Origin of the sequence: Streptomyces sp. TP-A0356 (assembly GCF_001417775.1) — a bacterium.
Classification (GTDB): domain Bacteria; phylum Actinomycetota; class Actinomycetes; order Streptomycetales; family Streptomycetaceae; genus Streptomyces.
Window position 1 is genome coordinate 317,694 of sequence record NZ_BBZJ01000014.1, and the last position, 23,894, is coordinate 341,587.

The 23,894-nt window shown below is 72.6% G+C and carries 21 protein-coding genes; 10 read left to right on the forward strand and 11 right to left on the reverse strand.

Features of this window, described 5'->3' with window-relative positions; all coding sequences use genetic code 11:
• Positions 1-55 precede the first annotated feature (55 nt).
• From ASC56_RS07420 to ASC56_RS07430, 3 genes are read right to left on the reverse strand one after another with little or no spacing between them, the layout of a single operon-like run.
• A complete protein-coding gene (locus tag ASC56_RS07420; protein ID WP_055490421.1) occupies positions 56-832 on the reverse strand; it encodes an SDR family NAD(P)-dependent oxidoreductase in 777 nt (258 codons plus the stop codon).
• 8 nt (positions 833-840) lie between these two features.
• Positions 841-1,746 (reverse strand): LLM class F420-dependent oxidoreductase, encoded by a 906-nt coding sequence (locus ASC56_RS07425; RefSeq protein ID WP_055490644.1) that lies wholly within the window; start codon positions 1,744-1,746, stop codon positions 841-843.
• A 20-nt stretch (positions 1,747-1,766) separates the two neighbouring features.
• Positions 1,767-3,017, reverse strand: coding sequence for an amidohydrolase family protein (locus ASC56_RS07430; protein ID WP_055490422.1), 1,251 nt, complete (start codon positions 3,015-3,017; stop codon positions 1,767-1,769).
• 209 nt (positions 3,018-3,226) lie between these two features.
• Here ASC56_RS07430 and ASC56_RS07435 point away from each other — a divergent pair, with 209 nt between their 5' ends.
• Together ASC56_RS07435 and ASC56_RS07440 are read left to right on the forward strand one after the other, a co-directional pair.
• Entirely contained in the window at positions 3,227-6,169 is a 2,943-nt protein-coding gene (locus ASC56_RS07435) for a BTAD domain-containing putative transcriptional regulator (RefSeq protein WP_055490423.1), read from the forward strand.
• Positions 6,170-6,363: 194 nt separating this feature from the next.
• Complete coding sequence (locus tag ASC56_RS07440) at positions 6,364-6,543, forward strand: hypothetical protein (protein ID WP_055490424.1); 180 nt, start codon at positions 6,364-6,366, stop codon at positions 6,541-6,543.
• 88 nt (positions 6,544-6,631) lie between these two features.
• Here the strand turns inward: ASC56_RS07440 and ASC56_RS07445 are convergent, their stop codons facing one another.
• Positions 6,632-8,269, reverse strand: a complete 1,638-nt coding sequence (locus ASC56_RS07445) for a FadD3 family acyl-CoA ligase (RefSeq protein ID WP_107309199.1) — start codon at positions 8,267-8,269, stop codon at positions 6,632-6,634.
• 74 nt (positions 8,270-8,343) lie between these two features.
• On the opposite strand from ASC56_RS07445, the gene ASC56_RS07450 reads away from it, so the two are divergent.
• Genes ASC56_RS07450 through ASC56_RS07460 form a run of 3 tightly spaced genes read left to right on the forward strand, consistent with a single transcriptional unit; the run spans position 8,344 to position 10,718 of the window.
• Entirely contained in the window at positions 8,344-9,510 is a 1,167-nt protein-coding gene (locus tag ASC56_RS07450; RefSeq protein ID WP_055490425.1) for a lipid-transfer protein, read from the forward strand.
• A gap of 15 nt (positions 9,511-9,525) precedes the next feature.
• Complete coding sequence (locus ASC56_RS07455; RefSeq protein ID WP_055490646.1) at positions 9,526-9,942, forward strand: Zn-ribbon domain-containing OB-fold protein; 417 nt, start codon at positions 9,526-9,528, stop codon at positions 9,940-9,942.
• Positions 9,939-10,718: an enoyl-CoA hydratase/isomerase family protein gene (locus ASC56_RS07460; protein WP_055490426.1), complete on the forward strand. Its 780-nt coding sequence runs from the start codon at positions 9,939-9,941 to the stop codon at positions 10,716-10,718. The genes ASC56_RS07455 and ASC56_RS07460 overlap by 4 nt, the downstream gene beginning before the upstream one ends.
• Before the next feature lie 128 nt (positions 10,719-10,846).
• Here ASC56_RS07460 and ASC56_RS07465 read toward each other — a convergent pair whose 3' ends face one another.
• Positions 10,847-13,171, reverse strand: coding sequence for a serine/threonine-protein kinase (locus ASC56_RS07465; protein ID WP_055490427.1), 2,325 nt, complete (start codon positions 13,169-13,171; stop codon positions 10,847-10,849).
• A gap of 391 nt (positions 13,172-13,562) precedes the next feature.
• Here ASC56_RS07465 and ASC56_RS07470 point away from each other — a divergent pair, with 391 nt between their 5' ends.
• On the forward strand, positions 13,563-14,210 hold the full coding sequence (locus ASC56_RS07470) for a TetR family transcriptional regulator (protein WP_079102352.1): 648 nt from the start codon (positions 13,563-13,565) through the stop codon (positions 14,208-14,210).
• Between the two features lie 144 nt (positions 14,211-14,354).
• Here ASC56_RS07470 and ASC56_RS07475 read toward each other — a convergent pair whose 3' ends face one another.
• The 3 genes from ASC56_RS07475 to ASC56_RS07485 are packed head-to-tail and all read right to left on the reverse strand — an operon-like array spanning position 14,355 to position 16,513.
• Positions 14,355-14,816: an Lrp/AsnC family transcriptional regulator gene (locus tag ASC56_RS07475; protein ID WP_055490429.1), complete on the reverse strand. Its 462-nt coding sequence runs from the start codon at positions 14,814-14,816 to the stop codon at positions 14,355-14,357.
• Between the two features lie 54 nt (positions 14,817-14,870).
• The gene (locus ASC56_RS07480) at positions 14,871-15,344 is read right to left on the reverse strand and encodes a nitroreductase family deazaflavin-dependent oxidoreductase (RefSeq protein WP_055490430.1); all 474 of its coding nucleotides are present in this window, start codon (positions 15,342-15,344) and stop codon (positions 14,871-14,873) included.
• On the reverse strand, positions 15,341-16,513 hold the full coding sequence (locus ASC56_RS07485; RefSeq protein WP_055490431.1) for an acyl-CoA dehydrogenase family protein: 1,173 nt from the start codon (positions 16,511-16,513) through the stop codon (positions 15,341-15,343). Before ASC56_RS07485 ends, ASC56_RS07480 begins: the two co-directional genes overlap by 4 nt.
• 98 nt (positions 16,514-16,611) lie before the next feature.
• Here ASC56_RS07485 and ASC56_RS07490 point away from each other — a divergent pair, with 98 nt between their 5' ends.
• On the forward strand, positions 16,612-17,784 hold the full coding sequence (locus tag ASC56_RS07490; RefSeq protein WP_055490432.1) for an acetyl-CoA acetyltransferase: 1,173 nt from the start codon (positions 16,612-16,614) through the stop codon (positions 17,782-17,784).
• Between the two features lie 66 nt (positions 17,785-17,850).
• Positions 17,851-18,516, forward strand: a complete 666-nt coding sequence (locus ASC56_RS07495; RefSeq protein WP_055490433.1) for a pyridoxal 5'-phosphate synthase — start codon at positions 17,851-17,853, stop codon at positions 18,514-18,516.
• A 65-nt stretch (positions 18,517-18,581) separates the two neighbouring features.
• Here the strand turns inward: ASC56_RS07495 and ASC56_RS07500 are convergent, their stop codons facing one another.
• The 3 genes from ASC56_RS07500 to ASC56_RS07510 are packed head-to-tail and all read right to left on the reverse strand — an operon-like array spanning position 18,582 to position 20,081.
• Positions 18,582-19,187, reverse strand: a complete 606-nt coding sequence (locus ASC56_RS07500; protein ID WP_055490434.1) for a GNAT family N-acetyltransferase — start codon at positions 19,185-19,187, stop codon at positions 18,582-18,584.
• 31 nt (positions 19,188-19,218) lie between these two features.
• A complete protein-coding gene (locus ASC56_RS07505) occupies positions 19,219-19,632 on the reverse strand; it encodes a Zn-ribbon domain-containing OB-fold protein (RefSeq protein WP_055490647.1) in 414 nt (137 codons plus the stop codon).
• The gene (locus tag ASC56_RS07510) at positions 19,629-20,081 is read right to left on the reverse strand and encodes a hypothetical protein (RefSeq protein WP_055490435.1); all 453 of its coding nucleotides are present in this window, start codon (positions 20,079-20,081) and stop codon (positions 19,629-19,631) included. Before ASC56_RS07510 ends, ASC56_RS07505 begins: the two co-directional genes overlap by 4 nt.
• Positions 20,082-20,333: 252 nt before the next feature.
• On the opposite strand from ASC56_RS07510, the gene ASC56_RS07515 reads away from it, so the two are divergent.
• Together ASC56_RS07515 and ASC56_RS07520 are read left to right on the forward strand one after the other, a co-directional pair.
• Positions 20,334-21,533: an NAD(P)/FAD-dependent oxidoreductase gene (locus ASC56_RS07515; protein WP_055490436.1), complete on the forward strand. Its 1,200-nt coding sequence runs from the start codon at positions 20,334-20,336 to the stop codon at positions 21,531-21,533.
• 121 nt (positions 21,534-21,654) lie between these two features.
• On the forward strand, positions 21,655-23,880 hold the full coding sequence (locus tag ASC56_RS07520) for an acetate--CoA ligase family protein (RefSeq protein ID WP_055490437.1): 2,226 nt from the start codon (positions 21,655-21,657) through the stop codon (positions 23,878-23,880).
• The last annotated feature ends 14 nt before the right edge of the window (positions 23,881-23,894 follow it).

Below are 23,894 nucleotides of genomic sequence, written 5' to 3' on the forward strand. Positions count from 1 at the left end.
CAGTTGCCGCCGACTCTGACACCGCCCGCATGGACCGTCAATAGCTGACGGTCAGTCAGACAACCGCGACGCCGGCCAGCCATCCGCCGTCGATCACGAACGGCTGCCCGGTGATGTAGGAGGAGTCGTCACAGGTCAGGAAGAGGGCTAGCCTCGCCACCTCCTCCGGCCGCCCGATCCGGCCGAGCGGCACGAGCCTGCGGTACAGCTCGTCCAGGGCCCCGGAGGTCTCCTCCGGGTCCGCGTCCGGGTCCAGCCGGGCCGGGTTGGACATCGGGGTGTCGATGGCGCCGGGGCACATGGCGTTGACCCGGACCCGCTGCCGCGCCAGCTCGATCGCGGCGACCCGGGTGAGCCCGAGGATGGCGTGCTTGGTCGCCGCGTACGTGCCCACGGCCGCCATCCCGGTCATCGCGGTGTAGGAGGCGGTGTTGACGATGGTGCCCCCGCCCGCGGCCGCGATCTCGGGCGCGACGGCCTTGATACCGAGGAAGCAGCCGACCTGGTTGACCCGCACGACGTTCATGAACTCGTCAAGAGGGGTGTCGACCAGCGCGTTGAACCGCAGGATCCCGGCGTTGTTGACCAGCCCGTCGATCCGCCCGTACGCCTCCTTGGCGGCGGTCACGGCGGCGGCCCAGTCCGCCTCGCACGCCACGTCGAGGTGCGCATACGACTGGCCCAGCGCCTTGGCGACCGCCTCCCCCTGGTCGTCGAGCACGTCCGTGAGGAGGACCCGGGCGCCCTCCGCCGTGAACAGCCGTGCCTCCTGCTCGCCCTGTCCGCGCGCCGCACCGGTGACGACGACGACGCGCCCGTCCAGCTTGCCCATGGCTCTCCTCAGTCGAGTAGGGGGGCGACCTCGGCCCCGAACGCCGCCATCTGGTCGGTGAGTTCGTCTCGGCCGCGGCTGCGGAACCGCACCTGGATCTGGTGCACGCCCATCGCGCGGTAGGCGCGCAGCGACTCGGCGAGCGCCTCCGCTGCGCCGCTGACCGTGCGCCGCCCGACGTCCCAGCCGGGCTCGCCGACGTACAGCGGCTCGGTGATGGCGCCGACGGTGAGGGGCTGCTCGATGCCCGCCTCCGCCCGCAGCCGCCGGAGCCGGGCGATCTGGGCGGGCAGCCGGTCGCGCGGATCCCCCTGGGGCAGCCAGCCGTCGCCCCTCAGCGCGGCCCGGCGCACGGCGGCGGGCGAGGAGCCGCCCACCCAGACGGGGATACGGGGCTGGGCGGGCCGGGGCCGCTGCCCGAGCCCCTCGAAGTCGTACAGCTTCCCGTGGTGCTCGGGGAACTCCTCCGGCCCGAGCGCCGCGCGCAGGGCGTCGATCGTCTCGTCGAGCACCGCGCCCCGCCGCCCGAAGTCCACCCCCAGCGCCTCGAACTCCTCGCGTACATGCCCGGCCCCCACCCCGAGGACGAGCCGTCCGCCGGAGAGATGGTCCAGGGTCGCGTACTGCTTGGCGGTCACGAGGGGATGCCGCAGCCCGACGATCGCCACATGGCTCAGCAGCCGTACGCGCTCGGTGACGGCCGCGAGATGGGCGAGGGTGGCGACGGGGTCGTACCAGACCGTGCTCATGGCGGGCGCGAGGCGGCGCGGGACGGCGACGTGGTCACAGCTCGCCAGGTAGTCGAACCCGGCGCGCTCGGCGGACCGGGCGACCGCCACGAGGTCCTCCGGGCCCGCCCCGGCCTCCCAGCCCTCGGCGTAGATCGTGCTCTGGGACTGGACGGGCAGCTGCATCCCGTACCGCAGGGGCCCGCTCAACGGGTACCGCCCGGCCCGGCCCACAGACCGTCCTCCGTCAGCCCCAGCAGCTCGATGGCGTTGCGGCGCACGATCCGCTCCACCACGTCCGCGTCCAGGTGACCCATCTGGGCCTCGCCGACCTCCCGCGACTTCGGCCAGGTGGAGTCGGAGTGGGGGTAGTCGGTCTCGTACAGGACGTTTCCGACCCCGATGGCGTCCAGGTTCCGCAGGCCGAAGGCGTCGTCGAAGAAGCAGCCGTGGACGTGCTCCGCGAAGAGTTCGGACGGCGGACGGCGGACCTTGTCGGCCACCCCGCCCCAGGCGCGGTTCTCCTCCCAGACGACGTCCGCGCGCTCCAGGATGTACGGGATCCACCCGATCTGCCCCTCCGCGTACATCACCATCAGCTGCGGGAAGCGTTCGAACTTGCCGCTCATCAGCCAGTCGACCATCGAGAAGCAGCAGTTGGCGAAGGTGATGGTGGAGCCGACGGCCGGCGGGGCGTCCGCGGACGTCGACGGCATCCTGCTGCTGGAGCCGATGTGCATGGCGACGACGGTGCCGGTCTCGTCGCAGGCCGCGAGGAAGGGGTCCCAGTCGTCGCCGTGGATCGAGGGGAGCCCCAGCCGGGGCGGGATCTCGGAGAAGGCGACCGCGCGCACGCCGCGCTCCGCGTTGCGGCGCACCTCGGCGGCGGCGAGCCCGGCGTCCCACAGGGGGATGAGGGTGAGCGGTATGAGCCGGCCGTGCGCCTCGGGCCCGCACCACTCCTCCACCATCCAGTCGTTGTAGGCCCGGATGGACAGCAGCCCGAGCTCGCGGTCCTTGGCCTCGGTGAAGGTCTGGCCGCAGAAGCGCGGGAAGGTGGGGAAGCACAGGGCGGACTGCACGTGGTTGACGTCCATGTCGGCGAGGCGCCGGGGGACGTCGTACGAGCCCGGGCGCATCTGCTCGTAGGTGATGATCTCCAGCTTGATCTCGTCCCTGCTGTACCCGACGGCGGTGTCCAGGCGCGTGAGGGGCCGGTGCAGGTCCTCGTACACCCACCAGTCGCCGAGCGGGCCGTCGTCGCCGGGCGCTCCCATGACGGGGGCGAACTTGCCGCCGAGGAAGGTCATTTCCTTCAGGGGCGCCCGGACGATGCGCGGACCGATGTCCCGGTACTTCCTCGGGAGCCGGTCCCGCCAGACGTTCGGGGGCTCCACGGTGTGGTCGTCGACCGAGATGATCCGCGGGAAGGCGCCGTTGGTCCGTGAGGTCTCCATGCCGGTCACCGTAGCGCTGAACTGACGGACCGTCAGGAGTTGTGCAAGGCCTTCCGGTCCGGGGGTGGGTGGGGAGAGCATGTGTGGGCCTTGTGATGCACCGTGCGGACGCCTGTGATCGCCGTCTCGCACGGCTGACGCATCCGCCATGAACAAGGCAAACTGGCCTCTTGGTCGTGAACGGTTCGGCAGGGTGCCAGGGGGCAGCGATGGACGGTGTACCGCGAGTACCGGAGCAGCGGAGTCCCGGTGAATCGGCGACGCTGCGCTTCGGAGTGCTCGGACCGGTGCGCGCCTGGCGCGGAGAGGAGCTGCTGGCCACGGGCTCGCCGCAGCAGCGCGCCCTGCTGGCCGCGTTACTGCTGCGCGAGGGCCGTACCGCGACGGCCTCCGAGCTGATCGACGCGCTGTGGGGCGACGACCCGCCACCACGGGCTCTGGCGGCCGTACGCACGTACGCCTCCCGGCTGCGGAAGGTCCTCTCCCCCGGAGTGCTGGTCAGCGAGTCGGGCGGATACGCGGTACGGCTGCGGGACGCCCGCTCGCTGGACCTCGTGGCGGCCCAGGAGCTGGCCGCGGAGGCGGAGAAGGCGCGGAACTCCGGGGATCTGTGCCACGCCCGGCAGGTACTCAACGAGACGCTGGCGCTGTGGGACGGCGAGACGCTGGCGAGCGTGCCGGGGCCCTACGCGGAGACTCAGCGCACGCGTCTGGAGGAGTGGCGCCAGCAACTCCTGGAGTCCCGCCTCGACATGGACCTGGAGCAGGGCTGCCACGCGGAGGCGGTCTCGGAGCTGACCGCGCTGACGGCCGCGCACCCACTGCGCGAGCGGCTGCGGGAACTGCTGATGCTGGCGCTGTACCGGTCCGGCCGCCAGGCGGAGGCACTGGCCGTGTACGCGGACACGCGCCGTCTGCTCGCCGACGAGCTCGGGGTCGACCCCGGTCCGGGCCTCAAGGAGCTGCAGCGACGGATCCTGCGGGCGGACCCGGCCCTGGCCGAACCGTCGGCGCCGGCACCGGAACCCACGTCCACGCCGGTGCGCCCGGCTCAACTGCCCGCCACCGTGCCCGACTTCACGGGCCGGGCGTCCTTCGTCGCCGAACTGAGCGCGGTGCTGGCGTCGGCCAAGGGCCGGGTGATGGCGGTCTCGGCGCTGGCGGGCATCGGAGGCGTCGGCAAGACGACCCTCGCCGTGCATGTGGCGCACCAGGCGCGCACCGCGTTCCCCGACGGCCAGCTGTATGTGGACCTGCAGGGCGCGAGCCGGCGGGCGGCGGAGCCGGAGACGGTCCTGGGGTCCTTCCTGCGGGCCCTGGGCACGGCTGACTCGGCGATCCCCGACTCGCTGGAGGAGCGTTCGGCGCTGTACCGCTCGGTCCTGGACGGCCGTCGCGTCCTGGTCCTGCTGGACAACGCGAAGGACGCGGCCCAGGTGCGCCCGCTGCTGCCGGGCACGGAGGGCTGCGCGGCCCTCGTCACCTCCCGGGTCCGCATGGTGGACCTGGCGGGCGCCCATCTGGTGGACCTGGACGTGATGTCCCCGGAGGAGGCCCTGCAGCTCTTCACGAAGATCGTGGGTGAGGAGCGGGTGGCCGCGGAGCGCGAGGCCGCCCTGGACGTGGTGGCGGCCTGCGGCTTCCTGCCGCTGGCGATCCGTATCGCGGCCTCCCGGCTGGCGGCCCGCCGCACCTGGACGGTGTCGGTCCTGGCGACGAAGCTGGCCGACGAGCGCCGACGCCTGGACGAACTGCAGGCCGGGGACCTGGCCGTGAAGGCGACCTTCGAGCTCGGCTACGGCCAGCTGGAGCCGGCCCAGGCCCGCGCGTTCCGCCTGCTGGGCCTGGCGGACGGCCCGGACATCTCGCTGGCCGCGGCCGCGGCGGTCCTGGACCTCCCCCAGGAGGACACCGAGGACCTGCTGGAGTCCCTGGTCGACACGTCCCTGCTGGAGTCGGCCGCCCCAGGCCGCTACCGCTACCACGACCTGGTCCGGCTCTACGCGCGTGCGTGCGCGGAACGGGACGAACACCCGCCGAGCGAGCGCGAGGCGGCGATGTCACGGTTGCTGGACTTCTACCTGGCGACGGCGGCGGGGGTGTACGCGATCGAGCGCCCCGGGGACCGGCTGGTGGATCACCTGGAGACCACGCAGTACCCGGGACTGACGTTCGAGGATCGCCATCAGGCCCAGGACTGGCTGTACTCGGAGGCCAACGCACTCCTCGCGTTCATCCAGCAGTCCAGGCGGAGTTCCATGCTGCGGCGTGCCGTGGACCTGCTGTGGGCGGCCAAGGACCTCGCCGAATCGGGCGCCAACTCCAAGCAGTACGAGGCGGCCGCGCTCGCCCTCCAGAACGCCGCCGACCGTGCGGACGATCCGCGGGCCAGGAGCCGTGTCCTCACGACGCTCACCAACGTCCACATCGTGGCGGGGCGCTTCGGCCAGGCGGACGAGGCGGCACGCAGGGCCATGGAACTGGCCCACGTCGCCGACGACCTCGCCCCCAGCTGCTGGGCCGCGAACGACCGGGGCATCATCGCGCTCTACCAGGGCCGTCACGCCGACGGCGAGGAGTATCTGCGGCAGGCCATCGTGAGCTTCCGTCTGGACAAGAACCTCGCCGGAGAGGCCAGCGCGCTCTGCAACCTCTCACGGATCCATCTGGCCATGGGCCGGGTCGGCAGCGCCGTGGAACTCGCGCAGCAGGGCATCGTCATCTACGACCAGCTGGGACACACGCTGCGCGGCGCCAACGGCCGCTACGCGCTGGGGCTGGCGCTGACCGGACAGGGTGAACTGGACGCCGCCGTCGGGCGGCTGGCCGAGGCTCTGGAGGTGTTCCGCGACAGCAGGCAGCGGCTCTGGGAGGGCATGACGCTCTTCAGGCTCGCGGAAGCCCACCTCGCGGGGCAGCGGCCCGCCAGGACCGCGGCCCTCGCGGAGCAGGCTCTCGCGGTCCTGCGAGGGATCGGAGGCGAATGGCGGCGAGGCAATGTGCTCACCGTCCTCGGCCGCGCGCTGAGCGGTCTGGGGCAGGCCGGCCGGGCGCAGGCCTGCTGGCAGGAGGCCCTCGCCATCTTCGATCAACTGGGCTCGCCCGAGGCCGCCGACGTGCGGCTTCTGCTCACACCCGCGGCTGCGGTGTAGCGCGCGGAACGACGTTCATCGTTCGTTTATCGCCACACGGCACTCTCTGTGTTGTCGATCCGTCGCGTCGGGGGGCAGACGGGTCAGCGGTGATCACTACCGCTAGGGTGAACGACCCTGATATGCCCGCCCGGCGGCCCTCGGGGGAGTCGCCGGACGGGCATCGCCCATCACCGAACGGGAGTTGCAAGTCCATGAGCGATGCCAAGAAGGACTCCGTGGTCAAGCCGCTCGACAACCACGCCACGGACGTCAAGGACGTCACCACGCTCGACAACCACGCCACCGACGAGAAGATCATCACGCTGGACAACCACGCGACGGGCGGCACGGTGACCCCGCTGGACAACCACGCCACCGACGAGAAGGCCTGAACAGACCGTCTCGACACGGGGATCGGCCGCGGCGGCGCGGAGGGGAGGCCGCCGCGGCCGAGGTGTGTCCCGGGGGCGACACCCCTCCCTAGGGGACTCGGCTCCGCAACTCCCCCTTCACCACCTTTCCGCTCGCGTTCCGCGGAAGGTCTCGGACGAACTCCACCGCCCGCGGCACCTTGTAGTTCGCCATCTCGCGGCGGGACCAGGCGATCAGGTCGTCGGAGGTCAGGACCGCGCCCGGGCGGCGGACCACGTACGCCTTGCCGACCTCGCCCAGCCGGGCGTCCGGTACGCCGATCACCGCGACGTCCTCCACGTCCGGGTGCAGGCCCAGCAGTTGCTCTATCTCCGCCGGGTACGCGTTGAAGCCGCCCACGACGAACATGTCCTTGATGCGGTCCGTGATGCGGAGGTTGCCCCCGGCGTCCAGCACCCCCACGTCGCCCGTGCGCAGCCAGCCGTCCGGCGTCAGGACCTCCGAGGTCGCCGTGTCGTCCTCGAAGTAGCCCCGCATGACGTTGAAGCCCCGGACGAGGACTTCGCCCGGGACGCCGGGGCCCAGCGGTGCGCCCCGACCGTCGGCCACCCGTACCTCCGTGCCGGGGATCGCCCGGCCCGATGTCGTCGCGATCACCGAGGGCTCGTCCCCCCTCCGGGACATCGTCACGACACCGCTCGCCTCCGACAGGCCGTAGGCCGTCAGGACGGTCGCCACGCCGAGTTCGCCGCGCAGGCGTTCCACCAGACGCAGCGGGATCACCGCCGCGCCCGTCACCACCAGGCGCAGGGCGGTGAGGTCGTAGGCGTCCCGGGACGGGTGGTCGAGCAGTGACTGGTGAAGGGTCGGCGGGCCCGGGAGGACCGAGACCCGTTCCGCCGCCATGTTCGCGAGCACCGTGTCCACGTTGAAGACCGGCTGCGGGATCATCGTCGCGCCCCGCATCAGACAGGCCAGGACCCCGGCCTTGTAGCCGAACGTGTGGAAGAACGGGTTGACGATCAGGTAGCGGTCGCCCTGGCGCAGGCCCGCCACATCCGTCCAGATCTCGTACGCCCTCAGCGTCTGCGCGTGCGTGATCACCGCGCCCTTGGGGCGGCCGGTCGTGCCCGAGGTGAAGATGATGTCCGAGGGGTGGGTCCCGGCGAGGGCCTCCGCGCGCCCCCGCACCTGCGGCTCTCCGACGCCCTCCCCGCTCGCCAGGAAGTCCTTCCAGGTACGGAAGTCGGCCGGGGCGTCGTCGGCCAGGACCACCACCTGCTCCAGGTGCGGCAGGCCGGGCAGGGGGCCGGCCCCGGGGCCCTGCGCCGCCGCCCGGCGCAGCGACGCCACGTAGGACGTCCCGAGGAACGTGCCCGTCACGAACAGCAGCTTCGCCCGGCTCCGCTCCAGGACGTAGGCCGCCTCCGCGCCCTTGAAGCGCGTGTTGAGCGGCACCAGGACCGCGCCCGCCGACACCGCGCCCAGCGCCGAGACGATCCAGTCCAGGGTGTTCGGCGCCCAGATCGCCACACGGTCGCCGACGTCCACGCCGTTCGCGAGGCAGGCCGCAGCCGCGCGTTCCACTCGGGCGCCCAGTTCGGCGTATGTGATCCGGGTGCGGCCCTCGACGACCGCCTCGGCATCGCCATGGCGGCGGGCCGCGCTCCGCACCAGGCCCGGAATGCTGCCCCACTCCCTGTCACCGCGCACCGCGACCTCCCGAAGCACGAGCCCGGACCGCATAGCTGACTGTCCGTCAGATTAGCGGTAGCCTGACGACCTGTCAGCCGACCGACGTCCACGCGGAGGTGTGCGCCATGGCAACGGCAGGGGCATCGGGGGGGCTCAAGGACGCCACCGCCATCGTCGGCATCGGGCAGACCGCCTTCGCACGGCGCCTTGCCGAGTCGGAGAAGGCACTCGCCTGCCGTGCCGTACTCGCCGCCCTGGACGACGCCGGGATCGCGCCGGGCGAGGTCGACGCGCTCGCCTCGTACACCATGGAGGAGACCGACGAGGTGGAGGTCGCCAAGGCCCTCGGCCTCGGCGACCTCACCTTCTTCGGCAAGGTCGGGTACGGGGGCGGCGGCTCGTGCGCCACCGTCGGGCACCTCGCCGCCGCCATCGCCACCGGACAGGCGACCGTCGGCGTCGCCTGGCGGTCGCGCAAGCGCGGCAGCGGACCCCGGCCGTGGCGGAACACGGCCGTCCAGCTGCCCACACCCGCCCAGTGGACCCGGCCCTTCGGGCTGCTCCGGCCCGTCGACGAGATCGGCATGCTCGCCCGCCGCCATATGCACGAGTACGGGACGACCAGGGACCACCTGTTCAACGTCGCCCTCGCCTGCCGGAACCGGGCCAACCAGAACCCCGCCGCGATCATGTACGAGCGGCCTCTCACCCGGGAGATGTACATGACCTCCCGGTGGATCAGCGAGCCCCTCTGCCTCTTCGACAACTGCCTGGAGACGGACGGGGCGCTCGCCTGCGTGGTCGTCTCCGCCGAGCGCGCCCGCGACTGCCGGCACCGGCCGGTGTACGTCCACTCCGCCGCCCAGGGGCTCCCCTCCCAGCACCACGGCATGGTCAACTACTGGAACGACGACCCGCTCACCGGCCCGGCCTGGACGGCGGCCCGGCACCTGTGGAAGCACGCCGACCTCACCCCGGACGACATCGACGTCGCCCAGATCTACGACGCGTTCACCGCCCTCGTACCGCTCTCCCTGGAGGGATACGGCTTCTGCGGGAGGGGCGAGGGCGGGGCGTTCACCGAGGGAGGCGCGCTGGAGATCGGCGGGCGACTGCCCGTCAACACCGGGGGCGGCGGGCTGTCCGAGGCATACGTCCACGGCTTCAACCTGATCACCGAGGGCGTGAAGCAGCTGCGCGGAACCAGCACCGCCCAGGTCCCGGGCGCCGCCACCTGTCTGGTCACCGCCGGCGAGGGGGTCCCCACCTCCGCCCTGCTGCTGAGGAGCTGAGCCATGTCCGACACCCTGCTCCCCCCGGTCCGCGACGAGGACGGCGGCCCCTTCTGGGAGTACGCCGCCCGCGGCGAGCTGCGCGTCCAGGCCTGCGCCGGCTGCGGCGAGCCGCGCTTCCCGCCGCGCCCCTGCTGCCCGCACTGCCAGTCCTTCGCGAGCGAGTGGCGGCGGATGAGCGGGAGGGGGCGGATCTGGTCGTACGTCGTTCCGTATCCCCCGCTGCTTCAGGCGTACGCGGCGCGGGCGCCGTACAACGTGATCGTGGTGGAGCTGGCCGAGGCGCCGCGCATCCGGCTCGTCGGGAACCTCGTCACCGGCCCGGACGCGCCCCTGGACTCGGTGCCCCCCAACCGGATCCGCATCGGCGCGAAGGTGCAGGTCGTCTTCGGCAAGGACGGAATGCCCCGGTGGGTTGCGGAGCGGTCGTGAGCGGCGGGCTGCGGGTCACCGCCGACCAGGACACCGGCGTCGCGGTCGTCACCCTCGACCGGCCGGCCAAGCTCAACGCCATCGACCTGGAGACCGCCTCCGAACTCTCCGCGTACTGGCTGGCGTTGCGCTTCGACGACTCCGTACGGGCCGTCGTCCTCACCGGCGCGGGCGAGCGGGCCTTCTGCACCGGCCTCGACCGCGGCGCGCAGGTGCCGCAGCCCGACTCGCCGTACATGGTGGACGATCCGCTGCTTCGGATCGGCCCGAAGGCGAACGACCTGTGGAAGCCGGTGATCGCCGCCGTGCGGGGCATGGCCTGCGGCGGGGCGTTCTATCTGCTCGGCGAGAGCGAGTTCGTGGTGGCGGACACCACCGCGACGTTCTTCGACCCGCACACCACCTACGGCATGGTCAGCGCGTACGAGTCCGTCTACATGGCGCACCGGATGCCGTACGGGGAAGCGGGGCGCATGGCCCTCATGGGCACCGCCGAGCGGATCTCCGCGCGGCGGGCGTACGAGATCGGGCTGGTGTCCGAACTCACCGAGCCGGGCGGGGCGTTGGCGGCCGCCGTGCGGTGTGCCCGCGTCATCGCCTCCCATCCGCCGCGGGGCGTGCAGGGCACCGTACGGGCCCTGTGGGCGGCCAAGGAGGCGGCCCTTGCGGGGGCCTTCGCGCAGGCGCCCCCGCTCATCGCGCTCGGCAACCTGCCGGGGGAGCGGCAGACGGAGTTGTTCGCCGGGCGGCGGACGGACGGGTTCCGGGTGCGGTAGCCCGGAAACCGCCGAGGCGATGGGCACCGTATGGCACGAGCCGAGCACTCGGCGTAGCGTCAGCCGTGACGGCCGTCGTCCGGAGCCCCTTCCGTTCGGCCCGGACGACGGCCGTCCTGACCCGCGGCTCAGGCGGTCCGTGCCGTGCCCGTGCCCTTCTCCGCATCGAGGGCGTACACACAGCGGTCCTTGCTGCACGCGTACACCACACCGTCCTTCACCACCGGCGCCCCGGTGATCTCGCCACCGGTCGCCAGCTTCCAGCGCAGCCGGCCGTCGTCGGCCTTCAGCGTGTACAGCAGGTGGTCCGTGGAGCCGAAGTGGATGCGGCCCTCCGCCACCGCGGGGGAGCCCACGATGTCGCCGCCCGCCTGGAAGCGCCACTTCGGGGTGCCGGTGACCGCGTCCAGGGTGTACAGACCCTTGCCGCTGCCCACGTGGACGTGCCCGGCGGCCACCAGGACCGGATCGATCGCCGCCCGCGCCTCCGTCGCGATGCGCCAGCGGTCACGGCCGTCGGCCGCGTCGAGGGCGTACACCGTGCCCAGGTAGTCCGCGAGGTAGAGGCCGCCGCCGCTCACCGCGGGGCCCGGCGCGAAGGCCGGCGGGCACAGGAAGACCGCCGGCGCCTCGAAGTGCCAGCGCACCATGCCGCTCGCCACCTCGATGGCCAGGACCCGGGCGCCCGCGCAGACGTACACATAGCCGTCGGGCGCATGCGTCAGGCGCACGGGGACGCCGCCGCAGGACGCCGCGTCCCCGATCGGGTACGCCCAGCGTTCCTCGCCCGTACGCGCCTCCAGGGCCCGCAGCCGGGCGTCCTTCCACACGTACACCGTGCCGTCGTGGACCGCCGGTCCGGCCTCCGGCGACTCGAAGTCCGTCTGCGCGCCGGTGATCTCCCACAGCTTCTGCCCGTTGGAGGCCTCCCACGCCTGGACGCCGCCGCCACGAGTGGCGGTGACGACCGTGCCCCGGTCGGCCTTGAGGGAGTACACCCAGCCGTCCGTGGACAGCCGCCACAGGTCCGTGCCCTCGCGGGCGTCCAGAGCCAGCAGCGTGGGGCCGTCGGAGGCGTGGATGCGGCCGTCCGCGACCGCCATCGACCAGGCCACGTCCCGGGTCTTGAAGCGGCGGCGGCCCGTCGCCACGTCCAGGGCGTGCACCTCGAAGGAGGTGACGTAGACGAGGTCGTCGGCGACCGAGGGAGTGCCCCAGACATCGTTCGACATGCGGAAACGCCAGGGGCGCCAGCCGGAGGCCGTCTCCGCGGGGACGGCCGGCGGCGGGACGGTGGCCGCGGGCCCGACCGTGCCGTTGGTCCCCGCGCCCGGCCGGGACCAGGACGCCACGAGGCCCGCCTCCGGGGGCGGCGCCTTCACCGCGGCGGCCCGGGCGTCGGCGACCCGCGGCCCCGGGCCGATCGGCACGGACGCGCCCGCGAGCCGCACCGGCCCGGAGTCGGGCGTGCCGGCCTGCGCCGGCACCGGGGCGGGCGGCACCGCCGGCCGTCCGCCCCCGCTGCTACGGCCGCCGGAGGAGGCCGGTTTCGCCGGACGCCCGCCGCGGCGCGCCTCGATCAGGCCGACCGCCTTCTCCGGCAGCCACGCCGACGCCGTACCGCTGTCGTCGGAGCCCGAACCGAAGAGGTGGGGCGCGAGCTGGGCCTGGAGGTCGGCAGGGTTGGGGCGGGCGGTGGCCTCCATCTGCATACAGGACTCGATGAGCGGCCGCAGCTCGTCCGGCAGGCCGGACAGGTCCGGGCCCTCGCGCAGCAGCATGAAGACGGTCTCGACGGGGTTGGCGCCGTGGAACGGGGGATGTCCGGTGGCCGCGAAGACGAGCATCGAGCCGAGCGAGAAGACATCGCTCGCGCCGGTCACGCTGCGAGAGTCCTTGGCCTGCTCGGGGGACATGTAGGCGGGCGTACCGACGGCGACGTTGGTCATCGTCAGACGTGTGTTCGATACCCCGGAGGCGATACCGAAGTCGATCACTCTCGGGCCGTCCTCGACGACGAGGACGTTCGAGGGCTTCAGGTCGCGGTGGACCAGGCCCGCCCCGTGGATGGACTGCAGCGCCTCCGCGACGCCCGCCGCCAGCCAGCGCACCGCCTGGGCCGGCAGCGGCCCGCACTCGGTCACTATCTCCTCGAGGGAGGGCGCGGGCACGTACGCGGTGGCGAGCCACGGCACGGCCGCGCGGGGGTCGGCGTCGACCACGGCCGCCGTGTAGAAGCCGGAGACCGCACGCGCGGCCTCGACCTCACGCGTGAAGCGCACCCGGAACAGCTGGTCCTCGGCCAGTTCCGTGCGCACCGTCTTGATCGCCACGCGCCTGCCCGACGCCGAGCGCGCGAGATAGACCAGCCCCATGCCGCCGGCACCCAGCCGTCCCAGCACCTCGAACGGCCCGATCCGCCGCGGATCGTGCTGTGTCAGCTGATCCACCACTTGCCTGCCACCTCCCCGTACGGGTCGCGTCATACGCCTTGTGCACGCGACCCCGTGCAGCGTCTCACCACCGCACCGCCGCGGCGGCACGCAACCCCGATTCTTCCTGTCCGGGGGCGCTGAGGCTAACCCGGGGGCGGAACGGGGTGTCTCTGGACAAAACCATGCCAGACGGGGGTACGGGAAGCAGGCGCCCGCATGATGGAACGCCGGCCGCGCCCCTGAGGGGAGACGGCCGCGCCCCTGAAGGGGGACGGCGGAGCCGGACCTCGCGCGCGAGACGGGCCGCGAGCCGGTGTTCCCGGACCGGCCGTGCACCCCTCTGCGGGCCCCACTCCCCATTTGCAGTCGGCCGAATCGCGCTTCGATCACCCCTCGGTAAGCTGACGGCATGACAGGACAAGTGCGTACCGTCGACGGCCGCGTGGCCGGTCGACGCGGGCAGGCGACCCGGCAGAAGCTGCTGGACTGCCTCAGCGAGATGCTCAGCTCCTCGCCCTACCGGGACGTCAAAGTCATTGATGTCGCCCGGAAGGCGGGGACGTCACCGGCGACCTTCTACCAGTACTTCCCGGACGTCGAAGGCGCCGTACTGGAAATCGCCGAGGAAATGGCAACGCACGGCGTCGCGTTGACCGAGTTGCTCGAGGGCCGCTCGTGGGTCGGCAAGGCGGGCTGGCAGACCGCGCAGGAACTCGTGGACGGCTTCCTGGAGTTCTGGCGCAAGCACGAGGCGATCCTGCGTGTCGTCGACCTGGGCGCGGCCGAGGGCGACAAACGCTTCTACAAGATCCGCATGAAGATCCTGAACTCGGTGAACAACTCCCTTGCGAACTCGATCGCCGAGCTCCAGGCGAAGGGCAGGGTCGACAAGGACGTGAACCCGGCGGCCGTGGCCGGTGCGCTGGTGGCGATGCTCGCGTCCGTGGCCTCCCACCAGAAGGGCTTCCAGTCCTGGGGCGTCAAACAGGCCGAACTCAGGCCCAACCTCGCCCTGTTGGTGCATCTGGGCGTGACCGGGAAGAAGCCGACGAGGTAGCACGCGGGGAAGTACGCACCGGAGCACTGGTGCGGGCGCGTCCTGTCCTGTCGGCCCGGCCGCTCCAGGCTCACGTTCTGTCATGCGGGCGGTGGTCCACTCCGGTGGACCACCGCCCGTTGCCGTTGCCCGCGGGCCGGTGCATCATGCGCGCGTCCCGGGCAGCGGCCGGTCCTCCACCACGTGCTTCATCACCAGCGTGGACGTCAGCCGCTGCACGCCCGGCAGGGTGGCCAGGCGGTCGTCGTAGAGCCGCTGGAAGGCGGGGAGGTCGGCGGTGGCTATCCGCAGCAGATAGTCGGGGTCGCCGAACAGCCGCTGCGCCTCCACGACGTGCTCCACCTCGCTCAGCGCCCGTTCGAACCCGGCGACGGTCTCCCGGTCCTCCTGCCGCATCGACACGAACACCAGCGCCTCGAAGTTCAGCCCGAGGGCGGCCGGGTCCACGACGGCCCGGTAGCCGCGGATCGCGCCGGTCCGCTCCAGCTCACGCAGCCGCCGGTGGCACGGCGAGACGCTGAGGCGCACCCGCGCGGCCAGCTCGGTCACGGTCAGCCGCCCGTCCTGCTGCAGCTCGGCGAGGATCTTCTGGTCCACGGAGTCCATGACGCAGATCTTCCCCCGATGGGCGCATTCGCGGGCAAACCGCGAGGGGCGTGATCAGCGCCGGACGATCCGGAACAGCCGGATCTCGCGTTCCACGCGTGCCTGGTACGTCGCGTACGGCGGCCAGAAGGCCAGCACCGCGCGCCAGGCCGCGTCCCGCTCCTCCCCCTCCAGCAGACGGGCCGTGACCGGGATGTCCTCACCCTTCCAGCTGATCTCGGCATCGGGGTGGGCGAGGAGGTTGGCGGTCCAGGCGGGGTGGCCGGTCCGCCCGAAGTTGGACCCGATGAGGAGCCAGCTGCCACCCTCCTCCGGCAGGCACGCGAGCGGCGTGCGGCGCGGCAGTCCGCTCCTCGCCCCGGTGGCCGTCAGGATCACACCCGGCAGCAGCTGCGCGCTGAGCAGGACCTTTCCGCCGGTCAGCCGGTGAACCGCGCGGTCAAGGGCGGGCACGACGTGCGGCGCGACCTTCGCGAAGGCCCGTGTGGAGGACACCTTCCGCACGATCCGTACGCCCAGGGCCGTCACACGGCCACCTCCCTCCGCTCGAAGAGCCGTGCCGCGTGGGCCGCGTGCGCCCGCAGCCGGTGCGCCGGCCCGAACAGCGACTCGTCCCCGGCCGCCCGTTTGAAGTACAGATGCGCCTCATGTTCCCAGGTGAACCCGATGCCGCCGTGCAACTGGATCCCCTCGGCCGCAGCGGCCCGCAGCGCCTCCAGCGCCTGGGCGAGCGCGAGGCCGCCCACCCGTTCCCCGTGACTGGTCGCCCAGGCCGCGTAGTACGCCGCCGAACGCGCCGCCTGCACCCGGACGTACACGGCGGCCAGCCGGTGCTTCACGGCCTGGAACGAGCCGATCGGCCGCCCGAACTGCTCCCGCTGCCCGACGTACTCGACCGTCCGCTCCAGCGCCCGGCCGGCGGCCCCCACGGCCTCACAGGCCAGCACGGCGGCGGCCCGGTCCCCGACGGCGGCGAGCGCCCCGGTCACATCGGCGCCGTCCCGCCCCACCAACTCCGCCTCCACGTTGCGGAGTTCCACACGAGCACAGGGCCGTGTCGCATCGAGGGCGGTCCCCCGCCTGCGCACCCCGCCCTCCCGCACGAGGAACAACAGGGTCCGCGAGCGGGCGAACCCCCCGGCATGGGCCGCCACGACCAGCAGCCCGGCGCTGTGCCCGTCGAGGACCTGGCCGGCCTCGCCGTACAGCCGCCAGACGCCGTCCGCCCGCCGCGCCTGGATGCCGCCGGCGCGTCCACCGCCCGCCCAGTCGCCCCGGTTGCCGCCGACGAGCGAGAGGGCGGTGGCCAGGGCCGTGCCGGGTACGGCGAGCGCTGCGGTCAGCTCCCCCGAGGAGACACGGGGCAGCAGCTCGGCACGCTGGGCGTCGGTGCCCAGGGCGAGCAGCAGGGGCGCGGCGAGCACGGCCGTGGCGAGCAGCGGGGAGGGGACGAGGCGGCGCCCCACCTCCTCGCAGGCGAGGGCGAGCTCGGTGGGAGTGCAGCCGACACCGCCGTAGGCCTCGGGAAGCGCGAGCCCGGGCAGGCCGAGCTTGGCGAGGGTGGTCCACAGCGCGGGGTCGTACCCGGCGTCGGTCCGGGCGGCGGCCCGGACGTCCCCCGGCCCGCAGCGCCCTGCCAGCGCCTCCCGCACCGTACGGCGGATCTCCTCCTGTTCGGCGGTGAAGCGGGCGTCCATGGGAGGTCCCTTCTTCATCTGACGCCCCGTCATATTAGGGGCGGAGGCATCCGCATGCACAGCCCTCCGGACACCTGATCTGATGTACCGTCAGTTCCATGACTGCTGTGACCGGTCGAAAGGTCGCGATCGCCGGTGTGGCGCTGTCCGACTGCGGTCGGGTGGACGACGCGACCCCCTACGCGCTCCACGCCCAGGCCGCCCGGCGCGCCCTGGCCGACGCGGGCCTGAACCGTACAGTGATCGACGGCTTCGCGTCGGCGGGGCTGGGCACGCTCGCGCCCGTGGAGGTCGCGGAGTACCTGGGCCTGCGGCCCAGCTGGGTCGACTCCACGTCCGTCGGCGGCTCCACCTGGGAGGTCATGGCGGCGCACGCGGCGGACGCGATCGCGGCGGGCCACGCACGGGCGGTGCTCCTGGTCTACGGTTCGACGGCCCGCGCGGACATCAAGGCGGGCCGGCGCACGGGCAACCTCTCCTTCGGCGCGCGCGGGCCCCTTCAGTTCGAGGTGCCCTACGGCCACACGCTGATCGCCAAGTACGCGATGGCCGCCCGCCGCCATATGCACGCGTACGGCACGACGATCGAGCAACTGGCCGAGGTGGCGGTGCAGGCACGCGCGAACGCGGCGGCCAACCCGGAGGCGATGTGCCGCGGCCCGATCACGGTCGACGACGTCCTGTCCGGCCCGATGATCGCGGACCCCTTCACCAAACTGCACTGCTGCATACGGTCCGACGGCGGCGCGGCGGTGCTGCTGGTGGCCGGGGAGCTGCTACGGGACTGCCGTACGGCACCGGTGTGGGTGCTCGGCACCGGGGAGCACATCTCGCACACGACGATGTCCGAGTGGCCGGACTTCACCGTGTCCCCCGCGGCGTTGAGCGGCCGTCTCGCCTTCGAGCGAGCGGGGGTGCGCCCGGAGGAGATCGACTTCGCGGAGATCTACGACGCCTTCACGTACATGACGCTGGTGACGCTGGAGGACCTCGGCTTCTGCGGGAAAGGTGAGGGCGGGGCGTTCGTGGAGAAGGGACGCCTGCTCGTGGCGGGCGGGCAGCTGCCGGTGAACACCGACGGGGGCGGCCTCTCGGCCCAGCACCCGGGGATGCGAGGACTGTTCCTGCTGGTGGAGGCGGTACGGCAACTGCGGGGCGAGGCGGGCGACCGGCAGGTCCGCAGGAGCGGGGGACGCCTGCCTGAGCTGGCCGTGGCGTCGGGGACGGGTGGCTGGTTCTGCTCGTCGGGGACGGTGGTGCTGGGTCGCTAGCCAAGAGCTCCGAACAAAATGGGCGCCCGGAGGAAGGCCGCCGGACCCGGGAGTGATACTCGGGGCATGGGAACGGATCTTCACGAGCTGCTCAGGTCCCTGCGGGTGTGGGACCCCGGGACCACCGAGCTGCCCGCCTTCGACCCGGCGGCGGCGCCCGCGGAGCCGCTGGCGCTGTTCACGGAGTGGTTCGCGCAGGCGGTGGCGGCGGGGCAGACCGAGCCGCACACGATGTCGCTGGCGACCGCGGACGCGGACGGCACGCCCGACGTCCGTATCGTGATGCTGCACGGCGCGGACGCGGACGGCTGGGCGTTCGCGACGCACTCGGGCAGTCGCAAGGGCGGACAACTGGCGGCCCGGCCGTATGCCGCCCTCTGCTTCTACTGGCCTGTCCACGGCCGACAGATCCGGGTGCGCGGACCGGTCACGACGGCCCCGGTGGAGGAGGGTCAGGCGGATCTGCACGCCCGCTCGACGGGCGCGCTGGCGGCCGCGCTCACCGGCCGCCAGAGTGAACTGCTCGGCTCCACCGAGGAGTTGGCGCGGGCGTCGGAGGAGGCCTGGGAGCGGGCGCAGCGCGAGCCGGACGCCCCGGTCCCGTCGTGGACGCTCTACCGCCTCCGGCCCGAGGAGGTGGAGTTCTTCCAGGGTGACGAGAGGCGCCGGCACGTACGGCTTGTCTATCGCCGTACGGAAGGAGGGTGGGCAAGGCAACTGCTGTGGCCCTGACGCTGTCGGCCGTCGCCCTCGAACCCCCGGGCGCGACGACACGGGGCGATAAGGGCGCGGACCTCCTACGGCACCGCCGGATCCGGGTCGCTCGCGAGGCGGGCGTGCAGGTGGACGTCCCGGAAGGCGTCCTGCCGTCCCGCCTCGAACATCGCGCCGCGCAGCGTCCCCTCGTACGGGAAGCCGCACCGTTCCGCGATGCGGCAGGACGCCTCATGGCCGAGGGCGTGGCCCAGTTCCAGGCGGTTGAGGCCCAGGTCGGTCAGGGCCCAGCCGGCGGCGAGGGCCAGGGCGCGGGTGGCGACCCCCTGGCCGCGCGCCTCGGGCAGGACCCAGTAACCGACGCGGGCGACGCGTATGACGTGGTCGATCTCGTTGACGCCGATGTGCCCCAGCGTCGTACCGCTCGCCGCGTCCGTGATGCGGAATGACGCGCTCGTCTCGTTCGCCGCGCCCGCGAGCTTCGACCGGAGCGACTCCCGCGCACTGGCCATGTCCCGCACGGTCCTGAGCGGCGTGTTCCACCGCAGGAAGTCCGGGTCGGTCAGCCCCCGGAACCATGCGTCCAGGTGGCCCCGGGACTCCGGGTCCCAGGCGCTGAGCCGCAGGCCGTGACCCCGCAGCTCGGGGAAGGGACGGTGGGTGAGGGACCTCTCGTGTATGTCGGCCATCGGCCCATTCAATCAACCCTCCGGGCTCCGCTCACCGGCTTGTGGGCCGGAACACGGGCACCCCCTCCCGGAAGGCCACCTCCAGCTCCATCCCCACCCGCAGTTCCGGCGCCGCGCACTCCACCACCTCGGTCATCATCCGCGGTCCCTCCGCGAGGTCGACGACGGCCGCGACGTACGGCACCCGGTCGCCGAAGGGCGGCAGGTCGTTGCGGTGGACGACGGACCAGGTGTAGAGGGCCGCCCGGCCGCTCGCCGGCTCCCAGGCCACGTCCTCGCTCCAGCAGTGCGGGCAGAACTCCCGGGGGTAGTGGTGGGCGCGCCCGCACGCCCCGCAGCGGCGCACCAGCAGCCGTCCCTGCGCCGCCGCGTCCCAGTAGGCGCGGGTGAAGGCGTCGGCTTCGGGCAGGTCGAAGCGGGACCGGCCGCCCGCCGCCCCGCTCACCGGAACCACCCCAGCGCGCTGTCCAGCGACCACGCCTGCCACGACATCCCGCACAGCCCGACCACCGATATCAGTGCCATCATCGAGTTCTGCCCCTGCTCGGCCCAGTCGTGGATCATGAGGGTGAAGTAGAGGACGTTCAGGAGCAGTCCGCCGACCAGGGCGACCGGCGTCAGGAAGCCCGCGACAAGTCCGAGTCCCAGGGCCAGTTCCGCGGAGACGACGACGTACGCCATCGTCCGGGGCCGCGGCGCGACCACCGTGTCGAAACCTCTGCGCACCACGGTCCAGCGGTGCCCGGCCGCGACGTCCGCCGCCCACGCGATCCCGGTGCCCCGCTCGAACCACGCCTTCTTGTCCTTGTGCCGCCAGCTCTCCAGCCACCACAGCCCGAGCCCGACGCGGAGGACGGCGAGCCATTCCGCGCCGGTGAGCCAGATCGTGTCCATGGACGCCCGCCCTCCCAGCGACCCCGTATCTGACGGTACGTCAGTTCAGCGCAGGGAGGGCGACCACGCAAGACGCGTGCAGCAAGGAGCTCACATACCCGGCGATCCACCACAACCGGTCCGGCGATCCGTCACAACCGGTCCGACTGCGCCACCGTTCCCATCCAGTTCCCCTACAGACGTGATCAATTCGCAACCGATTTCGGTCTTGACCGAGACCCATCAACGAACGTCGTGGTTACGCTCGCGCTCATGGCCGACTCCACTGCTGCTTCTCCGCGTTCCTCGGTGCCGACCCACGAGGACCGGCCGGTGTACGTCATAGGCGGCGGCCCGGGCGGGCTCGCCACGGCACACGCGCTGCGCGCCCGGGGCATACGGGCGGTCGTACTGGAGAAGTCCGACCACGTCGCAGCGTCCTGGCGGCGCCACTACGACCGGCTGCACCTGCACACCACAAGGCGCCTGTCGGCCCTGCCCGGACTGCCGATGCCACGCTCCTTCGGACGGTGGGTGTCGCGGGACAACGTGGTGCGCTACCTGGAGAAGTACGCCGAGTTCCACCAGCTGGAGATCGTCACCGGCGTCGAGGTCTCGCGCGTGGACCCCGCCCCGGACGGCACCGGCTGGCTGCTGCACGCCACCGGCGGCCGTGAACTGACCGGCCGCGCGGTCGTCGTCGCCACCGGCTACAACCACACCCCGCACGTGCCCGACTGGCCCGGCCTCGCCGACCGCACCGGCGAGTTCCTGCACGCCGGCGCGTACCGCAACGCCCAGCCCTACGCGGGCCGCGACGTCCTCGTCGTCGGTATCGGCAACACGGGCGCCGAGATCGCCGTCGACCTGGTGGACGGCGGGGCCTCGCGTGTACGGCTGTCGGTGCGCACCGCGCCCCACATCGTGCGCCGCTCCACCGCCGGATGGGCGGCCCAGTTCAGCGGGATCCTCGTACGACGGCTGCCGGTGCGGCTCGTCGACCGGTTGGCCCGGCCGCTCGCGCGGATGAGCGTGCCGGATCTGTCGGCGCACGGGCTGCCCCGGCCCGACACCGGGCTCTACTCACGGGTCAACGAGGGAGCGGTCCCCGTGCAGGACGTCGGCCTCATCAACGCCGTGCGCAAGGGGCGGGTCGAGATCGTGGCGGCCGTCGAGAGCTTCGAGGCAGACAAGGTGGTCCTCGCCGACGACACCCGGATCGAGCCCGACGTCGTGATCGCCGCGACCGGCTACGTCCGCGCCCTGGAGGGCCTCGTCGGCCACCTGGGAGTGCTCGACGACCGCGGCAAGCCGGTCGCCCACGGCGCCCGCTCGCCGCACACCGCCCCCGGTCTGTACTTCACCGGCTTCACCAACCCGATCAGCGGAATGTTGCGCGAACTGGCCCTCGACGCCGAGAGGATCGCGAAGGCGGTGGCCCGACAGCGGGATCGTGGCCGTGCGGCACCCTGAGGGGTGGCGTGGCCGCCCAGGGTGCGTCGGCGCTGTCCCGTGTCTTCCTGACATCGTGTCAGTTCAGTAATCTGACAGGGCGTCAGCTACTGAAGCCGTTACACAGGAGCGGGGCGGACCGATGCTTGGATCAACCCACGGCACCCTCACCACCGACTCCCGCCGGGCCCGGGTCATCGCATGCGGTGAGCACCCCTCGCCCGTGGTGCACGGCAGGCCCGCCGACGTCGGTGATCTCGACGTCAGCGGGCGGCCGCTGTCCGCCGATGTGCCCGACCTGGACCGGTTCTTCCGGCCCGGGTCCCTCGCCGTCGTCGGTGCCTCCGACGCCGAGGGACGCCCCGGCACCGGCATCACCCGGCAACTGCTCGGCTGGGCCGAGCGGGTGGGCGCCCGGCTGCACCCCGTGCACCCCACCCGCCGGTCCGTCTTCGGCATACCCTGCTCCGCTTCCCTCGCCGACCTGCCCGAACAGGTCGATCTCGCCGTGCTGCTGGTCTCCGACCCCCTTCCGGTCATCGAGGAACTCGACGCGGCCAAGGTGAAGTTCGCTGTCGCCTTCGCCTCCGGTTTCGCCGAGACCGGTGCGCAGGGCGCGGCCGCCCAGGCCCGGCTCGCCGCCGCCGTGGAGCGGTCCGGGGTACGGCTGCTCGGCCCCAACACCAACCTCAACGCCTTCGAGCGGATCCGGGACGACCTCGACGGGCCGGCCATCGCGCTCATCACCCAGTCCGGACACCAGGGTCGGCCCGTCTTCGCCCTGCAGGAGCTGGGCGTGCGGCTCTCCCACTGGGCTCCCACCGGCAACGAGGCCGATCTGGAGGCCGCAGACTTCATCTCCTACTTCGCCGAGCGGCCCGAGGTCGGTGCCATCGCCTGCTACATCGAGGGGCTGAAGGACGGCCGTTCCTTCCTGCTCGCCGCCGACCGGGCCGCCCGGCGCGGTGTGCCGATCGTCGCGATCAAGGTCGGCCGCACCGAGACCGGTGCCCGCACCGCCGCCTCACACACCGGCAAACTGACCGGCGCGGACGACGTGGTCGACGCCGCGATGCGGCAGTACGGCGTGATCCGGGTCGACGGGCTGGACGAACTCCAGGACACCGCCACCCTGTTGGCCCGGGCCCGCACCCCGCGCGCCGACGGTGTCGTGGTCTATTCGATCTCGGGCGGCACGGGCGCGCACGTCGCGGACCTGGCGTCCGAGGCGGGGCTCCACCTGCCGGTGCTGTCCGAGGCCAGGCAGGCCGAGTTGCACCAGTGGATACCCGAGTACCTGAGCGTGGCCAACCCGGTCGACAACGGCGGTCACCCGGTGGGCGACCGGCGCGGGCGGAAGATCATCGACGCGATCCTCGACGACCCGGAGGTGGGGGTGCTCATCTGCCCCGTCACCGGGCCCTTCCCGCCGCTCAGCGACAAGCTCGCGCAGGACCTCGTGGACGCGGCGGAGCACACGGACAAGCTGGTGTGCGTGGTGTGGGGCTCCCCGGTGGGCACCGAGGCCGCCTACCGCGAGACGCTGCTCGGGTCCTCGCGCGTGGCCACCTTCCGCACCGTCGCCAACTGCATCACGGCCGTCCGTGCCCACCTCGACCACCACCGCTTCGTCCGCGGCTACCGCTCCCCCTTCGACGAGGCGCCCCGCACCCCCAAGCCGTCCTTCCGCAAGGCTCGGGAGCTGATGCGGCCGGGGCAGCAGCTGAGCGAACACGCGGCGAAGCAGCTGCTGCGGGCGTACGGCATCCGGGTGCCGCGCGAGCAACTGGTGACCAGCGCGGCGGCGGCTGTGCGCGCGGCGGGGCTCGTCGGCTACCCGGTGGTGATGAAGGCGTCCGGCGCGCAGATCGCCCACAAGACCGAGCTCGGGCTGGTGAAGATCGGGCTGACCTCCGCCAGCCAGGTCAGGGACGCCTACCGGGAGCTGACCGAGATCGCGCGCCACGAGGGGATCCGGCTCGACGGCGTCCTCGTGTGCCAGATGGTGGAGCGGGGCGTGGAGATGGTCGTCGGTGTCTCGCACGACCCTCTCTTCGGGCCGACGGTCACGGTCGGGCTCGGCGGTGTGCTCGTGGAGGTGCTGCGCGACGCGGCCGTGCGCGTGCCGCCCTTCGGTGAGGAGCAGGCGCGGGCCATGCTGTCCGAGCTGCGCGGGCGCGCCCTGCTGGACGGTGTGCGCGGGCGCCCCCCGGCCGACCTCGACGCGCTCGTCGAAGTCGTGCTCCGAGTACAGCGCATGGCCCTGGAGCTCGGGGACGAGATCGCGGAGCTGGACATCAATCCGCTGATGGTGCTGCCCAGGGGGCAGGGCGCCGTGGCGCTGGACGCGCTGGCGGTGTGCCGCTGAGGTCCGGATCAGCA

What these genes read in the sequence shown, in the direction of transcription:
- ASC56_RS07420 (WP_055490421.1), bottom strand. Translation starts at nt 832, where the DNA reads ATGGGCAAGCTGGACGGGCGCGTCGTCGTCGTCACCGGTGCGGCGCGC.
- ASC56_RS07425 (WP_055490644.1), bottom strand. Translation starts at nt 1,746, where the DNA reads ATGCAGCTGCCCGTCCAGTCCCAGAGCACGATCTACGCCGAGGGCTGG.
- ASC56_RS07430 (WP_055490422.1), bottom strand. Translation starts at nt 3,017, where the DNA reads ATGGAGACCTCACGGACCAACGGCGCCTTCCCGCGGATCATCTCGGTC.
- ASC56_RS07435 (WP_055490423.1), top strand. Translation starts at nt 3,227, where the DNA reads ATGGACGGTGTACCGCGAGTACCGGAGCAGCGGAGTCCCGGTGAATCG.
- ASC56_RS07440 (WP_055490424.1), top strand. Translation starts at nt 6,364, where the DNA reads ATGAGCGATGCCAAGAAGGACTCCGTGGTCAAGCCGCTCGACAACCAC.
- ASC56_RS07445 (WP_107309199.1), bottom strand. Translation starts at nt 8,269, where the DNA reads ATGCGGTCCGGGCTCGTGCTTCGGGAGGTCGCGGTGCGCGGTGACAGG.
- ASC56_RS07450 (WP_055490425.1), top strand. Translation starts at nt 8,344, where the DNA reads ATGGCAACGGCAGGGGCATCGGGGGGGCTCAAGGACGCCACCGCCATC.
- ASC56_RS07470 (WP_079102352.1), top strand. Translation starts at nt 13,563, where the DNA reads ATGACAGGACAAGTGCGTACCGTCGACGGCCGCGTGGCCGGTCGACGC.
- ASC56_RS07475 (WP_055490429.1), bottom strand. Translation starts at nt 14,816, where the DNA reads ATGGACTCCGTGGACCAGAAGATCCTCGCCGAGCTGCAGCAGGACGGG.
- ASC56_RS07485 (WP_055490431.1), bottom strand. Translation starts at nt 16,513, where the DNA reads ATGGACGCCCGCTTCACCGCCGAACAGGAGGAGATCCGCCGTACGGTG.
- ASC56_RS07490 (WP_055490432.1), top strand. Translation starts at nt 16,612, where the DNA reads ATGACTGCTGTGACCGGTCGAAAGGTCGCGATCGCCGGTGTGGCGCTG.
- ASC56_RS07495 (WP_055490433.1), top strand. Translation starts at nt 17,851, where the DNA reads ATGGGAACGGATCTTCACGAGCTGCTCAGGTCCCTGCGGGTGTGGGAC.
- ASC56_RS07500 (WP_055490434.1), bottom strand. Translation starts at nt 19,187, where the DNA reads ATGGCCGACATACACGAGAGGTCCCTCACCCACCGTCCCTTCCCCGAG.
- ASC56_RS07510 (WP_055490435.1), bottom strand. Translation starts at nt 20,081, where the DNA reads ATGGACACGATCTGGCTCACCGGCGCGGAATGGCTCGCCGTCCTCCGC.
- ASC56_RS07515 (WP_055490436.1), top strand. Translation starts at nt 20,334, where the DNA reads ATGGCCGACTCCACTGCTGCTTCTCCGCGTTCCTCGGTGCCGACCCAC.
- ASC56_RS07520 (WP_055490437.1), top strand. Translation starts at nt 21,655, where the DNA reads ATGCTTGGATCAACCCACGGCACCCTCACCACCGACTCCCGCCGGGCC.